The following is a 15,197-nucleotide window of genomic DNA, read 5'->3' as shown; positions in this document are numbered from 1 at the left end:
CCCGCCGGACACGAAAGCGTGAGGTGACTCCCATGCGGAACTTCTCCCCCCAGCGAGGCCCGTCCGAGCCGTCCGACCCGTCCGGCCTGCCTGGCCGGATCCCCGGGGCCCTCGTCTTCGTGCTCGTGGTCGTCGCCGCGCACGCGGTGGGCACCGCCTTGGGCGGCTGGGTGGTCCTTGACGAGAACTACAACAAGCAGGAGCACGGGCAGGACCTGATCCTGCCGATGGGCATGGCGTGGTTCGTGGCGCTGTTCTGCTGGGGTCTGGCGGCGCTTCAGGCCGCCTGCGTCGCCCTGAGCGGCAGGCGCCGGCCGTGGACCCGCGCGGTGCTGGCCGCCTGTCTGGCCCTGGTGGCGTGCTCGACGCTCATCGGCTTCCTCGGCTCACTGCTCTCCGGAGCGCCCAGTCTCCCGGTGCTGCTGGTCTTCGGTATCGACGCGGCGGCCCTGTGGGTGCTGCTCGGTGGGACCGCGCACCGCTGGTTCTCCGTACGCGGCCCGGCACCCACGACACCTCGGGGATAACGACCCATGGATCACTCGACGGACGAACACGACCCGTACCGGCGACCCGACGAGTCACCGATGTCACCGGAGCCACTGGAGTCACCGGAGTCACCGGGGTCACCGGAGCCACTGGAGTCACCGGGGTCACCGGAGCCACTGGAGTCACCGGAGCCATCGGAGTCGCTGGTGCCGCCCCGGCCGCCCGAGCCGACCGCGACCGCGACCGGAGCCCCGTGTGACGCCGTGGCGGCCGCGATCGGCAATGCCTCCCTGCTCGGCATCGGGTACCTGCTGCTGGGGCACCGGCGGTCGGCCGCGGTCGCCGCACTCGGCAGCGTCACGCTTCTCAGCCTCGCCGCCTCGACCGCCGCGACCTGGTGCGAGGTTCTGCTGCTCCTGTGGTGGGTGGCGGGCGTCGCCCACGGCTGGTTCCTGACCCGGCGACGTGAGCACGTCGTACGGCGGGTGCAGCGCTACGGCGCTCTCGTGGTCACGGTCGCGGTCGTGCTGACCGCCGTGGTGCTGCGCGTTGGCGCACACGGCATCGGGAACCGGGTGGACGATGCCCGCGAGGCCGGTGACTGCGAGGAGGCAGTCGCCGCGCAGAGCGAGGTGCGGTCCGGACACCGCGTGGTGGGAGCGACGCTGGTCGAGCCCGGCGACGCGGTGGTGGAGACCTGCCGGCGGCTGGAGCGCGCCGCGTCCACGCTGTACGACGCCGGGCAGGTCGGGGACGTCGAGGAGCTGGAGCGGGGCTTCGGCGTTCTCGCCCGGGTCCTGACGGAGCCCGGCCACGAGAGGGTCGTCCAGACGACCCTGGACACCTTCCTCGACACCCTGCCCGCCGAGGACGCCTGTGATACCGCCGAGACGGCCGGCTGGCTCCGCGACCGCGAGCCCACCCGTGACGTCCTGGACCGGTCGGCCGACGCCGCGACGCGTACGGAACCCGCCGCGCTGGCCGGATGCGGCGACGCCCTGATGGGCGAGGGGAAATGGAAGCAGGCACGCGCGCACTACCAGCGACTCCTCGACGCGTACCCGGACGAGCCGCTCACCGGCAAGGCGCGCAGCGGCGTGAAGAAGGCCGGCCTGGCCATCGAACTCGACGAGGTGCGCACTCTGATCGGCGCCACCTACAGCGCGGGATCCGGCTACTGCGACAAACCCGCCAAGTACAGCGCCGCCCCGCCGCCCCGCAAGGGGACCAACCGCGCGTTGTTCCTCGGCGACACCGACTACACCGGCAAGCTTCCCGCCGGCTGGCGCACCGATGACCCCGTCGAGGCGGCGCTCGTGGTCTGCGCGGACACGGCGAAGAACGGCGCCGCCGTCGAGTCCTGCTCCTACAAGAACAACAAGTTCAAGCACTTCCCCCACCGGGTCACCTTCCACAAGGTGAAGGTCCCGCTGAAGGTCTACGAGCTGCGCACCGGCAAGCGCGTCGATCCGCGCTCGGTGCAGATCGGCGGCAAGAGCTGCCCGGCCGTGCTGCGCTACGAGTACTACGGCACGTACGACTACGGGCCGGGCGACCAGTTCGTCTCCACCACCAAGTCCGGCATACGGGACGCCTTCCGGCCGGTCGTCACGCGCTGACCGGGGCCGGGGCCGGGGCCACGTCCGGGGCCGCGAAACGGCAGACCCCAGGCCCCTCCCGGTCGGCACGGGCAGCCGGTCATTCGGCGAAGCGCGGGACCACCAGGCCGGACTCGTAGGCGATGACCACCGCATGGGTCCGGTTCTGCGCGCCGAGCTTGGTCAGCACGTTCCCGACGTGGGTCTTGACCGTCTCCAGGCTCACCGTGAGGGACTCCGCGATCTCCGGGTTGGAGAGCCCGGTGGCCATCAGGCGCAGTACCTCCTCCTCCCGGCCGGTCAGGGCGGCCTGCGGCAGGGCCGCCGCGGAGTCCAGCGGGCGGGCGGCGACCATGCGGCCCAGTGCGGCCGGAAAGAGAACCGCCTCGCCGGCCGCCACCACCCGGACCGCCTCGGCGATCCGGCGGACCGGGAGTCGTTTGAGGACGAAGCCGCTGGCGCCCGCGCCGAGGGCGGCGGTGACGTAGCCGTCGTTCTCGAAGGTGGTGATCACCACGACCTTCGGCGGGTCGGCCGCCTCGGCCAGCAGATGGCGCGTGGCGTCGATCCCGTTGCGACGCGGCATACGCACGTCCATCAGGACCACGTCCGGCCGCAGGCTCAGCGCACGGTCGACCGCCTCGATGCCGTCGGCGGCCTCGCCGAGCACCGAGATTCCCGGCTGTGCGGCGAGCAGCATGCTCAGACCGCTGCGGGTCACCTCGTCGTCGTCCGCGATCAGGAGGGTGACGGCCGGGCCGGCTTCCGCGGGGAGGGCCGTGCCCCCGTCCGTCCCGGATCCGCTCACGCCGACGTCCGTGCCGGCAGCCGGACGGCGAGCCGCCAGTGCCCCGTTCCGTCCGGGCCGGACCCGAACTCGCCGTGCAGCAGCCGGACGCGCTCGGCCAGTCCGGGCAAGCCGTGGCCGGATGTCGAGAAGGAGCCCGGATCCGGCCCCGTCCGCGCTCCGGTCCGGTTGACCACAGCGAGGTCCAGCCCGTCCGGTCCGGCCGCCACCCGGACCTCGATGGGGCCGCCCGCGCCGTGGCGCAGCGCGTTCGTCAGCCCCTCCTGAAGGATCCTGTACGCCGCCCGGGAGAGCGTCCCCCGCACCCGCGCCAGGTCACCCGACAGCTCCGGTTCCACCACCGCCCCCGTGTGCCGCAGGCGTTCCAGCAGCTCGGGGAGGTCCGCCAGGGTCCGGGTCGGCGCCGTACCCGACTCCTCCTCGCGCAGCACTCCGAGCGCGTAGTCCAGGTCCTCCAACGCGGCCCTCGTCGAGTCCTCGATGCTGCGCATGGCGGCCCGCGCCGCGGCCGGGTCGCTGGAGAGCACCTCGCCGGCGACCGCCGCCTGGATGGTGGCGGCCGTCAGCGTGTGCCCGATCGAGTCGTGCAACTCGTGGGCGATCCGGTTGCGTTCGGCCAGCAGCAGCTCCCGCTCCGCGGCCAGCGCGAGCCGTTCGGCCGCCGACGGCCCCAGCAGCCGGGGCGCCGACCACCGCAGGGTTTTCGTGACCAGTACGCAGATGGCCACCGCCAGCAGCACGCACGCGGCGGCCACCACCCAGCTCCACCCGCCCGACACCCGGACCGACGTGCCGAACAGGCTCGCCCGCACCTCGCCGCCGAGCCAGTTCATGGGCAGGGAGAGGCCCATGATGAACAGCACCCCGCTCGCCAGCGCCCCCGTCCACCCGACGGCCGCGTGCAGCACCAGCCAGAGCGGGGTCCGCCAGCGGTCGAGGCCGAGCGGACCGGAGGCCGGGCGGACGGCAGCCGGGTTCGGCAGCGACACCCGCAGCAGCCGGCGGGCGGACACGACCAGCGCCCGCCGCACCGGACGCGCCAGTCCGACCACGCCGACCAGTGCCGCCCAGACCAGCAGCACCACGAAGACCTGCACGCTCTCGGGTGCGGATCGCCACGACAGCGCCGGCAACAGAGCGAGAGGCAGCAGCGGAAGGCTCGCCAACGCACCGCAATAGGCGAACAGCACACCCGAGTACGTGGAGCCGCGCAGCAGCAGCCGAATTCCCCTGTTCATGATCGCCAGTATCGCCGGGCGGCCCCCCTGCGGCCTCCCCCGATCGGGGGAGCGACTTCTCCCGCTTTCCCGCGATGCGGTCGAAGGGCCCCGGAAGCAACGATCGTGCCTCGACGAAACGACGTTCCAGGAGTTGCATCATGCGTGTTCGGACAGGACAGAACCTCCGTTCCTCGACCCGGCGGGACGGCCGGCGGCGACGGGGCTGGTCGGCCGCCGCCGCGGTGGCCGTCGGCGTCATGACGCTGGGCGTCCTCGCCCCGCCCGCCACCGCCGATCCCGCCGCCCCGGCCGCTGCTGCTGCCGCCAGGCCGGACGCCGTGCAGCGGGCCCTGAACACGCTGGTGCGCGACGACGGGATGCCCGCCGCGCTGGCGAGCGTCCAGGACCGCGACGGCCGCACCCGCACCTACACCGCGGGGGTCGGCGACCTGGCCACCGGCGCGAAGGTGCCCAGGGACGGCCGGGTGCGGATCGGCAGCAACACCAAGGCGTTCACGGCGGTCGTGGTGCTGCAGCTCGTCGGCGAGGGAAAGATCGACCTCGACGCGTCCGTCGACACCTACCTGCCGGGCCTCGTCCGCGGGAAGGGCATCGACGGGAGCCGCATCACCGTCCGCCACCTCCTCCAGCACACCAGCGGACTCCCCGAGTACGGCATCCACCTCGACGACACCGAGATCAGGAACCGGTACTTCGAGCCCCGCGAGCTGCTCGACCTCGCCCTGGAACACCCTGCCGACGCGGAACCGGGGAAGACCTGGGGATACAGCAACACCAACTACGTCCTGGCCGGCCTGATCGTCCAGAAGGTCACCGGCCGCCCGCTCGCCGAGGAGATGGACCGGCGCGTCATCCAGCGCGTCGGGCTGCGCCACACGTACTTCCCCGCCCCCGGCGAGATGACCGTCCGGGGGCCGCACCCCCGGGGCTACCACCGCAGCCCGGCGGACGGACCGCTGCGCGACTTCACGGAGATGGACCCTTCCGCGGGCTGGGCCGCAGGCCAGTTGATCTCCACCAACTCCGACCTCAACCGCTTCTTCACCGCGCTCCTCGCCGGCCGACTCCTCCCGGCGGCCCAGCTCGCCGAGATGCGCACCACCGTCCCCGCCGGGACCTCCGGCCTCCGCTACGGGCTGGGGCTCACGAGCAGGCCCCTGCCCTGCGGCGGCGTCTACTGGGGCCACGGCGGCGACATCGCGGGGTACGAGACCCGGGGCGGCGTCACCGAGGACGGCCGCGCCGCCAACGTCGCCGTCACCAGCATCCCGACGGACGAGACGGCCGCACGGCACGTCAGCGACGCCGTGAGCAGGGCCCTGTGCGGCTGAATCACGCCACCGGCGACCCGAACGACCACCACCGGCCCCCCAGGAGTCGACTCATGCGTGGACAGGAACGGCACCTGTTCCGGCCGCCCGGCCGGCGACACGGCACGCGGCGACAGCTCCTGCCCGCCGCAGCCGCGGTGGCCATCGGTGTCATGACGCTGGGAGCCCTGGCCCCGCCCGCCGCCTCGGCCGCCGGGCCGGACACCGTCCAGCAGAGCCTGAACGCCCTGGTGCGCGACGGCGGGCCGCCCGCCGCGCTGGCGAGCGTCAAGGGCCCCGGCGGCCGCTACCGGACCTACACCGCGGGGACCGGTGACCTGGCCACAGGCGCGCCGGTACCCGTCGACGGGCAGGTGCGGATCGGCAGCAACACCAAGACCTTCGTCGCGGTCGTCGTACTCCAGCTCGTCGCGGAGCGACGGCTGAGCCTCGACGCCTCCGTCGACACCTACCTCCCCGGCCTGGTCCGGGGGAAGAGGATCGACGGGCGCCGCATCACCGTCCGCCACCTCCTCCAGCAGACCAGCGGACTCCCCGAGTACACCAGCCGCCTCGGGGACGACGTCCGCTACTACGCCCCCCGTGAACTGCTCGCCACCGCACTCCGGCACCCGGCGGACTTCGCACCCGGGAAGCGCTGGAAGTACAGCAACACCAACTACGTGCTCGCCGGCCTGATCGTCCAGAAGGTCACCGGCCGCCCGCTCGCCGACGAGATCGACCGGCGCGTCATCAAGCGCCTCGGGCTGCGCCACACCTACTTCCCCGCCCCCGGCGACGCCGGCATCCGAGGGCCCCATCCGCACGGCTACTACCAGGAGTCGGCGGACACGCCACTGCGCGACATCACGGAGATGGACCCTTCCTGGGCCTGGGCGGCAGGACAGATGATCTCCACCGGCTCCGACCTCAACCGCTTCTTCGGGGCGCTCCTGACCGGCCGCCTGCTGCCCGCGGCCCAACTCGCCCGGATGCGCTCCACGGTCCCGGCCGAAGCGACCTTCGGCCCGGGCGCCCGCTACGGGCTGGGACTCGTCAGCAGACCACTGCCGTGCGGCGGCCTCTCCTGGGGCCACGGCGGCAGCTTCCCGGGCTACGAGACCCGCGGCGGCGTCACCGACGACGGCCGCGCCGCCACCATCACGGTCACCGAGCAGCTCACCGGCGAGACGGCCCGCAGAACTCTCGAACGCGCGGTGGACACCGCCCTGTGCCGCTGAACCCGGCCGAGGCCGTACCGAGAACGCCGAAGGGCCCGACCGTCATCCCGGTCGGGCCCGCGCGGGCCCGGGCCTTCCACACCCTGCCGCCCCCCGCCCGGATCCCCGCCGAAAACCCGCGGAACCCGGGTCCCGCACACCCGGCCGGAGCATGTAGCGGTGCAGGGCCCGGGTTGGCACCGGGGATGGTGCCGAACGTCGGTGAACGCAACCAAGACCGCAACCACGGAGCCGCCTCTTGCGGCACGGCTGCTGCTGACCCGTGCCAACTCGTCGATCGAGTCAGCGCGCCCTGAGGCGGTGTTCGACTTCTGAGGTGTCCCAGGGCCCCGGAGAACTGTCAGCGCTCTCCCGAGAGCGCGGCGGTCAGTCCGTGGGCGCCGGTGCGATAAAGGGCGTCGATGATGTCGAGGCACTGCGCGCGGACCTCTGTATCCCCCTGCCGGTACAGGCGGAGTACCGCCTCGATCAGATGCCGTTGGGTCAGCGCGTATCCGCGTCGCCCCTCTCTGGCGTCCCGCTCGGAGACCGCTGCCAGCGCCTGGCATGCCTCGATCGCCCGGGAGGGCAGCCGGGCGGCCGATTTGGCGAGAGCACGGGCCAGCGTCTCGGGGTGCTCAGCAAGGGCGGGACTGCCGAGGAATGCGCCGATAAGGCCGTCAGCGGCAGCGGGCGACAGCGACATCACGTCGGTCATCGCGCATGCCGCCGCTGTGCGTACCGCCGCATCGCTGTCATGCAACATGCCCTGAAGCAATGATGTGCCATACGCGGGGTCCTCAGCGGCCACCTCGGCGGCGCCCTGGCGTGCCGCCGTCGCGAGCCCGGCCGGGTCGGTGGGCAGCCCGGGGATCAAGCGCCCCTTCATGCTCAGGACCGCCCAGCTTGCTCCGGCGTGCCGGGCGGCTCCCTCCGGGCCGGCGAGCGCACGGAGGAGTTCCGGTGCGAAGCGCCGGGTGTCGCGGATCAGGACCCGGGTGAGCAGCCAGTGGGTGGTCCGGGCCTCGTGGAGGTCGACGCGTACGTCGGTGAAGAGGCGTTCCGCCAGGTCGAGGGCGGTGTCCGGGGAGTAAGGCAGGAGCCGGAACTGTCTCGTCGAATGTGAGTGCCAGTTGAACGAACCGTTGAGGCTCCTGCCGGGCCACGGAACGCAGCATGGAAGCCAGCTCGGTCGCTCCGACTGTCGGGGCGTCGCCTTCCCAGTTGGTCTGTTCCGTGTCGTACCGGTGCGGCCGACAGGGGTGATCACGGAAATCGTGCGATGCGGAACCTGATATTTCGTATCTCTGAAGGGCTGGGGCGCGGAATCGGCGTCAGAAGGATCCCTGCATGTCGAACGCCTGATTGCGGGGACGCAGTCACAGTACGGGGCCATGGGCTGCGCACTGGTTTCCCGTGCCCGAACAGAAGGAGGAAACATGAAACTTCGCTTTACGCGGCTGAACGACGGGCGACCGTGCCAGAATCTCCTTCAGGAGGCGGTCGAGGGGTAATTCGGCCGTACAGGATGCTGGAAAGGTGGAAGTATGGACGTCCCGTTACGTTTCGGTGCGGAGCTGCGTCGGCTGCGTGAGGACGCCGGAATGACGCTCAAGCAGCTGGCTGAAGTCACGACCTACAGCACCGGGCATCTTTCCAAGATCGAGCGGGGTATGAATCCCCCCACGATGAGTCTGGCCCAGTGCTGTGACGCCTATTTCAATGCCGGTGGACGGTTGCGCCGACTGTTCTCCGCGGAGGATCAGTCGGCCGGAAGCAGGCCGAGGCCCGCGCGCCGCCGCGTGATCCTCACAGGGGTGGGCTCCCTGCTCGCCGCCCGCATGGCGGACGGAGGCGGGACCGGTCATGTCGGCGACCAGGACCTGCCGCCGGGCGCCCTCTTCCAGGAACAACTGCACCAGATGAAGAGGTTGGGCCAGAGCCTTGCGCCCGCCGCGATGCTGCCCGTTCTCCGGTCGCAGACCTCCACCGTCACGGCGCTGGCCTCCCGCACCACGGGGTCCTCCCGGGCCGGCCTGCTCGTCACGGCCTCCCGTTTCGCCGAGTACATCGGGTGGATGGCCCAGGAGAACGGGGACGAGATCACCGCGCTGCGCGCCACGGCTGAGGCCGTGGAGCTGGCGCAGGCCGGAGGGGACAGGAATCTGGCGGACTACGCGCTGGTCCGCCGTGCGCTCGTCACCTACTACGACGGGGATGCGCCCCGGACGATCGCGCTCGCCCGACAGGCTCAGCGCAGCGCCGCGCCCCCCAGAGTCAGAGGTCTGGCAGCCCAGCGCGAGGCTCAGGGCCATGCCCTCGCCGGCGACGAAAGGGCTTGTGGAAGAGCGCTGGAACGGGCACGCGATCTCCTGGCGGCGGCCGTGGACCCATCGGATGGTCCGGTGCTCGGCACCACCCAGCTCAAGGACCCGGTCTCGATGGTGGAGGGGTGGTGCCTCTACGATCTGGGCCGCCCCCGGCAGGCTGCCGACGTGCTGGAGCGCCAGTGCCGGCGCATCGCACCCCATGCCCTGAACACCCGCGCCCGGTACGGTCTCCGGCACGCGCTGGCGCTCGCCGCGGCGGGTGAGATCGAGCGTTCCTGCGAAGCAGCCCGCGAACTGCTGGCCTTCATGAGCGTCGTTCCCTCGGCCACTGTCCGTACGGACGTGCGTCGGCTGGACCGTGAATGGTCACGGTTCCGTGGAAACCCGGCGGTGCGCGGGCTCCGGCCCGCACTTGCCAACGTACTCGGCGCTGGTCACTGAGGGCTGTTTCCGGCCACAGGAGTCTCGGCAGCACGGCAATTCGGCCGCTTTTCGTCATACCGGGGAGTTTCTCCGGATCGGGCCCTTCGGCTCCGGCCTTCGGTATCCCACTGGCATCACTTTGCCTTTCCGTCGCGCATGGGAACATCACACAGAAATGGAATTCCGCATGCCTTTGATCTTTGTGAATTACCGGACCAACGACGAGGAAGCCACTGCCACACTCGTGGAAAGGGAACTCTCCAGGGTATTCGGCAATGGCAATGTCTTCCGGGCGAGCAAGTCCATCCGGTTGGGAAGCCGGTTCCCCCAGGAACTGCTCACCGCGGTCCGACGCAGCAGCGTGCTGTTGGCCGTCATGGGGCCCCGCTGGCTGGAGCCGGGAGCCCCCGGCGGCCGGAGCCCTCTGGAGGACGAGGACGACTGGACCCGGCGGGAGATCCGGGAAGCGCTCGAAACCGGGGCCGTGGTCATCCCTCTGCTGGTCGGTGGCGCGAAGAGGCTGCGCACCGACGACCTTCCCGGCGACATCGAAGCCCTGGCTTCCTGCCAGTACCGGCGGCTCAGCCACCGCAACGCGGACGCTGACCTGACGGGGCTGGCCGACGACCTCGTGGAACTGCTGCCCGAACTGGGAAGCGCCGCGCGGAGCAACGGCTACCGGACCCGTTCGGCACCGTCGGACGACGACCGCGGTACCGACAGGGACGGGGCTGGAGACGCCCGGATGCAGGCCAGGGTGATCAAGCACCGCCAGAGCGGCGGGATCGGCAATCTCAACGGGGACTTTTCCGGAACCTTCGTCAGCGAGCCCCAGGGCCCGGTCCACACCGGGAGCGGGCACCTTTATCAGGCGCGTGAGCAGTACCTGGGCCCGCGCATCTCCGGCGACGGAGGCAACGTGCAGTACGTGGGCGAGAACCACGGGGAAGTCCGGCAGAGGGCGGACCGGAACGGGCGACCTGTGGACGAGGAACGTTGACCGGCACGGGTGGCACGGGTGGCACGGGTGGCACGTCGATCAGCGACCCGCAGGGACCGGTACACAGCGGTGGCGGTGACCAGAACAACACCTACTACTACTCGATCGGCCCCCGAGAACCTCTGGTCAGGGCCGGGGTCGATCGGCGGGAGATCGTACGCGAGCACCGGCGGCGGCTCGCCAAGTGCTTCGTATGGCCGGGCGGATACGCCCGGGCGGCCGACCGGCTGGCGCGGCCCGGTGCGGTGGTGCTCCTGGAAGGCCCGCCCGGGATCGGCCGACGCTCCACGGCGACCATGCTGTTGGTGGAGGCGTCGGTGCCGGGCAGCCGCATCGAGGAATTGCCCACGGCCAGGGAGGAGGAGCCCCCGGACCCGTCGCCGGACGACCGCTATCTGCTGGACCTGTCGAGCATCGGCGATAGTGACTACCCGACCGCTCAGCGCACGCTCATGTCGTACCGCGCGCTGGTCGAGGAGAGCGGTGCCCGGCTGGTCGCCGTGACTCCGTCCGGCCTGGAATGGATGCTCGATGCGGAACTCGCCCCTTTGGCCGTGCACCTGGAACGGCCGAACGGGCGGGCGGTCTTCAGCCGCCATCTGAGGGTGCGAGGCGTGAGGTTCGAGCACGAGCAGCTGGACCATGGCGACCTGCCCCATTTGTTCGGGACCGCTCCCATGCGGGAGCTGGACCGCTTGGCGGGCCTGGTGGTCCAGGCTCGGGACCGGGCCGGCCGCGGCACGAATTTCGAGCACTGGCGGGACGAATCCGTGGCCGCCGCGACCAACTGGTCGCAGCAGGTGGCCGGAGACCTGCGACAGCACCGAGGCGCAGAGGAACGAGCACTGCTGCTCGCGGCGAGCATGACGAGTGGCGGACCGGCGGACACGGTGCTGAGCGCCGCGCACAGCCTCCTGGGCGTCCTGGGGCATCCTCAGGACGAAACGCCCAGACTGGCCCGGGCGGGTCTGGGCGAACAGTTCGAGGAGTTGTCCCTGGCCCGGGAGGACGACGGGCGGGTGCGGTTCGTCAGGCTCGCTTACGACGATGCGGTCAGACGGCACTTCTGGGAGAACTTTCCCGACCTTCGCGCGGACTTCCGGGACTGGGTGGGCGAATGCATGGAGCTTCCCGGCCTCGGGGCGGAGGACCGCGCGCGTCTGGTCGCCCGATTCGCGGAACAGGCCCTGATGACCGATCGACCCGATGATCTGCACCTGCTCATCGAGAGATGGACCCACACCTCGGCAGAGGGCCGTCTGCGGGCCGAGGCCGCGGCGGCACTCGAACTGGGCCTCAGCCACGAACGGTACGGGTCGCGGTTCCGCTCGCACGTCTACCAGTGGGTGACGACGGCGCGCTTAGCGCCCGATCTCGCGCGAGTGCTGACGGTCGTGTGCCGGCAGGTGATGGCCGTCACCCATCCGGAGCAGGCCATGGTCCGGCTCAGGCATCTCGCGCTGCGGCACGAGAACCCCGAAGGCATCAAGGCGGCAGCCCGCTCCGCCCTCCTGGAGCTGGCGCGCGGCAACCGCCGGCTGTACGGGCGGCTGGTGCACCGCCTTCTGCCGCGAGCGGGACCGGCGGACGGCGGCCTGGAGGTTCTTCTGGCGCTGCTCGACCCTGCCGAACTGCGCGTCCACCCGCCCTGGAAGGCGTTCGTCTTCGCATGGCGGGCCGTGCTGGCGGGGAAGCCGGCGCGCGCCTGGTCCCCGCCGGTGCAGCGCTGGCTCGCCGCCCTGACGCTTCGGCAGGCGGGGGAGGAGGTCCTGAACGCGTTGCTGCTGGCTGCCTACGGCGATCGGGACCTGTTGAACCAGCTCTATGTGACGACGTGCGACTGGGCCGACTCGGAGCCCGTCGACATGCCTGAGGGGCTCCGGGCCCAGCGCGACGACCGCGCGCGGACCGCCGACCGGTTCTGCCGGGAGATCGATCGCGCACAAGGAGTCGGAGGCCTCACCTCCGCTTCGGGTGCGCGAGGGACAAAGGGAGGACCATGAGTACCCAGCACATCACGCGCCTCATGTCCGGCGGAATCGTTGCCACCGCCCTGGCGGTCGGAGTCACGCTCGGCCGTCCGCTCTGGGTGTGGTTCCTCCTGCCTGCGCTCATCGCCGGGGCTCTGCTGATCGATATGCGGGTGTCGCGTGCGGAGGGCACACGTGCCACGGCCCCGGACCTGGACGAGTCCGTTCCCCAGGCTCCGGCCGAAGTCCCTTACCAGGAGACGTCGATCGTGGTGGTGCCTGTCCAGAGCGCCGTTGAGGACTGCCCCTTCCTGTTCTCCGCCTCCGTCTGGTGGCGGCCCGCCGGGAGGTTCGTTCCCTCGTCGCACGGCAACCCGGCAGCCCTGGCCGCGACGTCCGTTCTGCAACGTGTGGAGAGCATGACGCTGACCGAGAACCCCGGCCGGTGCACGTTCCTGGAGCGTTCGCTGGAGGGAATGCTGGGAGCATCGGGCCTCGACAGTTCGGGGCTGGTGGAGGCCTTTGCCACGGACATCCGGCTGGTCCTGCGGCCCAGGGACAGGGAGCACCTGGAAGAGATGGACGGGCTGCGCAAGACCATGGGCAGTTGGGAGAGCCGACGACAGCACGAACGCAACCTCAGAGAATACCTGGGGGAGGATGCTCTACGGAGCCCCGGCAACGCGGTGGTCTGGTGGATGGCCCGCCACGAGGACCAGATCGAGCGTGCGGTGGACATGATCGCTCCTCTGACGGTCCTGTCCGCCGCCGCCAACGACGAGGAGATCCCCGAGGAGTACCGGGATCTGCTCCGGGGCCGCGGGGAGCCGGTGGAAGGCGAGCCCATGAGCGGGTTCGACCACCCGGATCCGGGCGCCGGGCAGACCCTGCCGTGCCATGGCCCGACCCGTTCGGCAGCGGGACAGGAACCTCCAGCGGATCTCCTGGCCGCCTGGCTGGACAGCGAGGGGTTCACCGAGGGGTCGGACGAGACGAGGGTGTTCCTGGACCGCCTCGCACGTACGTCGGACGCGGCGGGCCGGCCGGAGGCCGCGGAGAACATCCGCAGGCACATGCGCCGGAGCGACCACGAGGGCGGACGCCCTCCTGCCGAATCCTCGGAGACCGTTACGGAGGATCCGCCTCCGGCCACACCCGCCTCCTGGCCGCCGCCCCCACGCGGCGCAGACGCTGCCGACCACCCGGCCGACGCGGCGGAACCGTCGAGCACCGAGAGCCGGTCGACGGAATCGGAAGGCATCGCCGCCGAAGTGAACGGTCCCACCCGTCAGTTCGACCCCGGCGCATGGGCACAGAGCGGCCCCGGCCCGGAGTGGCCCGGGGGCGAGCGATGAGCCCGTGCCCGGTCCCCGATGTCTTCACCCGCATCTGCAGGTCCGTGGAGCAGCGGTACGACCAGATGCAGCCGCTGTGCAGTGGTTCGGGCCCACCCACGGAGCCGCACTGCGGTCGAGTGGGTATCTCACTGGACGATCTGCGCTCCCAGGCCCTCCGAGCAGCACCGGGCCACCCCGACCGGATCGCTCACTGGCGGCACATTGCCGGCCACATCCGGCAGGATTCGGAGGGCGAGGACGAGGGTGAGGGCGGACGGAGTTGGACGCTTGTCGCCGTGTGGCTGCTCGCACCCCGCTTGAGAGGAGCTGCGTACTCGCTTTCCCGCCGTACCGGGGCCGAGCACGCCGACGTGTGTTCCGCCTTGCTGCAAGGAATGCTGGAGGGCGTACAAACCCTTGGCCGGGCAGACACATCGCTCGCTGAGCAGTACCTGGTCGATGCGGCCTTCGCCGCCGGCTGGCGGACGGGCCGCCGCAGTCCGGAGGAGACCCCGGTGGGGGAGTGGGGAACCGTGCAGGAGCCGGAATGGTCCGATCCGTTGACGATCGCGGGCGATGAAGTCGTACGCGTCGAGAGGATGTCCAGGCCTCTCGCTCAGCAGGCACAGGGAGAACGCCTGGGCTCGCTGGCGTACCGACTGGGCTTGCTGGACCATGTGCGCCAGGTTCGTCAGCGTGGTCGCCGCCGAGCGGGCCCAAGCGTCCAGACCTCAGTGAGAGGGCAGTTGGGCCTGTTCGGGATGTGGGGGGCCGACCGATGAAGCGCCATCGTGATGAGTCGGTCGCCTTCTCCGCTGTGTTCGGGCTTCCGGCGGAGATGGGGATGCGCATGGCGGCGGACGCGCTGAGCCTGAGTCTGAGTACGGCGTACAAGCGGGCGAGAAACGGTGAATTCCCCTGTCCCGTAAGGAGAATCGGGCGTCGGTACGTCGTGCGGATGGCTGACCTGATGCGGACTCTCGGAATCCAGGACGTGCGCGTGCACTACGACGATTTCGAAACGGGTGCGCGCATCGCACGTGCTCGGTCCGACACCTGGTATTGAGCAGGGGAGGGGCCGGGGTGGTGCACGGTAAGGGACGTGCACCACCCCGGCCCGGCCTGCACCGCTACTCCGGCGGCCGGCTCCCCGTCGGTGCCGGTGAACGCCAGTTCCGCCGCGCGGAAATCGCGTACAGGGCCCTCGAACGTGAATTCCCAGTGTCCCGCACGCTGTCCCTGGAAGGTCGCTTCGTCCATCCGTGCTCGCTTGTAGTCCGGTTGTCGCGGCTCTGGGCCTCCACGGCCTCACGCCCGTGCCGGAGCGGGGCAGCGCCGGCGAGCGTGGCGACGTCGATCATCAGGTCCGCCGGCCCGGTCGGGTCGATGAGACCTTGAGGGGCCTCCTTCAGCCAGTATCCGGCGGGCGCCGGGGCGGGGGCGAGGCGCTGGTTTCCGGGGGCCGGTGCAA

At 71.0% G+C, this 15,197-nt stretch carries 13 protein-coding genes; 10 read left to right on the top strand and 3 right to left on the bottom strand.

Going from position 1 to position 15,197, the window contains the following annotated elements:
* Positions 1-32: 32 nt before the first annotated feature.
* Both PSQ21_RS15590 and PSQ21_RS15585 read left to right on the top strand, forming a co-directional pair.
* The gene (locus PSQ21_RS15590; RefSeq protein WP_274031108.1) at positions 33-527 is read left to right on the top strand and encodes a hypothetical protein; all 495 of its coding nucleotides are present in this window, start codon (positions 33-35) and stop codon (positions 525-527) included.
* 168 nt (positions 528-695) lie between these two features.
* Complete coding sequence (locus tag PSQ21_RS15585) at positions 696-2,108, top strand: tetratricopeptide repeat protein (RefSeq protein ID WP_274031107.1); 1,413 nt, start codon at positions 696-698, stop codon at positions 2,106-2,108.
* 79 nt (positions 2,109-2,187) lie between these two features.
* Here PSQ21_RS15585 and PSQ21_RS15580 read toward each other — a convergent pair whose 3' ends face one another.
* Together PSQ21_RS15580 and PSQ21_RS15575 are read right to left on the bottom strand one after the other, a co-directional pair.
* The gene (locus PSQ21_RS15580) at positions 2,188-2,895 is read right to left on the bottom strand and encodes a response regulator (RefSeq protein ID WP_274031106.1); all 708 of its coding nucleotides are present in this window, start codon (positions 2,893-2,895) and stop codon (positions 2,188-2,190) included.
* Positions 2,892-4,133 (bottom strand): sensor histidine kinase, encoded by a 1,242-nt coding sequence (locus tag PSQ21_RS15575; protein WP_274031105.1) that lies wholly within the window; start codon positions 4,131-4,133, stop codon positions 2,892-2,894. The genes PSQ21_RS15580 and PSQ21_RS15575 overlap by 4 nt, the downstream gene beginning before the upstream one ends.
* A 140-nt stretch (positions 4,134-4,273) precedes the next feature.
* Between PSQ21_RS15575 and PSQ21_RS15570 the strand changes: the two genes are divergently transcribed.
* Positions 4,274-5,467, top strand: a complete 1,194-nt coding sequence (locus PSQ21_RS15570; RefSeq protein ID WP_274031104.1) for a serine hydrolase domain-containing protein — start codon at positions 4,274-4,276, stop codon at positions 5,465-5,467.
* Positions 5,468-5,520: 53 nt separating this feature from the next.
* Positions 5,521-6,687 carry a serine hydrolase domain-containing protein gene (locus tag PSQ21_RS15565; RefSeq protein WP_274031103.1) on the top strand — a complete coding sequence of 389 codons (1,167 nt, stop codon included), beginning with the start codon at positions 5,521-5,523 and terminating at the stop codon, positions 6,685-6,687.
* Between the two features lie 340 nt (positions 6,688-7,027).
* On the opposite strand, the gene PSQ21_RS15560 is transcribed toward PSQ21_RS15565, so the two are convergent.
* Positions 7,028-7,936, bottom strand: coding sequence for a hypothetical protein (locus PSQ21_RS15560; RefSeq protein ID WP_274031102.1), 909 nt, complete (start codon positions 7,934-7,936; stop codon positions 7,028-7,030).
* 277 nt (positions 7,937-8,213) lie between these two features.
* Between PSQ21_RS15560 and PSQ21_RS15555 the strand changes: the two genes are divergently transcribed.
* From PSQ21_RS15555 to PSQ21_RS15530, 6 genes are all read left to right on the top strand, one after another.
* On the top strand, positions 8,214-9,437 hold the full coding sequence (locus PSQ21_RS15555) for a helix-turn-helix domain-containing protein (RefSeq protein ID WP_274031101.1): 1,224 nt from the start codon (positions 8,214-8,216) through the stop codon (positions 9,435-9,437).
* Positions 9,438-9,606: 169 nt separating this feature from the next.
* Positions 9,607-10,419 (top strand): toll/interleukin-1 receptor domain-containing protein, encoded by an 813-nt coding sequence (locus PSQ21_RS15550; RefSeq protein ID WP_274031100.1) that lies wholly within the window; start codon positions 9,607-9,609, stop codon positions 10,417-10,419.
* Positions 10,416-12,422: a hypothetical protein gene (locus tag PSQ21_RS15545; protein ID WP_274031099.1), complete on the top strand. Its 2,007-nt coding sequence runs from the start codon at positions 10,416-10,418 to the stop codon at positions 12,420-12,422. Before PSQ21_RS15550 ends, PSQ21_RS15545 begins: the two co-directional genes overlap by 4 nt.
* The gene (locus PSQ21_RS15540; protein ID WP_274031098.1) at positions 12,419-13,744 is read left to right on the top strand and encodes a hypothetical protein; all 1,326 of its coding nucleotides are present in this window, start codon (positions 12,419-12,421) and stop codon (positions 13,742-13,744) included. The genes PSQ21_RS15545 and PSQ21_RS15540 overlap by 4 nt, the downstream gene beginning before the upstream one ends.
* Before the next feature lie 119 nt (positions 13,745-13,863).
* Complete coding sequence (locus PSQ21_RS15535; protein WP_274031097.1) at positions 13,864-14,508, top strand: hypothetical protein; 645 nt, start codon at positions 13,864-13,866, stop codon at positions 14,506-14,508.
* Positions 14,505-14,792, top strand: a complete 288-nt coding sequence (locus PSQ21_RS15530; RefSeq protein ID WP_274031096.1) for a helix-turn-helix transcriptional regulator — start codon at positions 14,505-14,507, stop codon at positions 14,790-14,792. Before PSQ21_RS15535 ends, PSQ21_RS15530 begins: the two co-directional genes overlap by 4 nt.
* Positions 14,793-15,197 lie beyond the last annotated feature (405 nt).

Source organism: Streptomyces sp. MMBL 11-1 (genome assembly GCF_028622875.1).
Lineage (GTDB): Bacteria > Actinomycetota > Actinomycetes > Streptomycetales > Streptomycetaceae > Streptomyces.
This window is presented reverse-complemented; position numbering and strand designations above follow the sequence as displayed.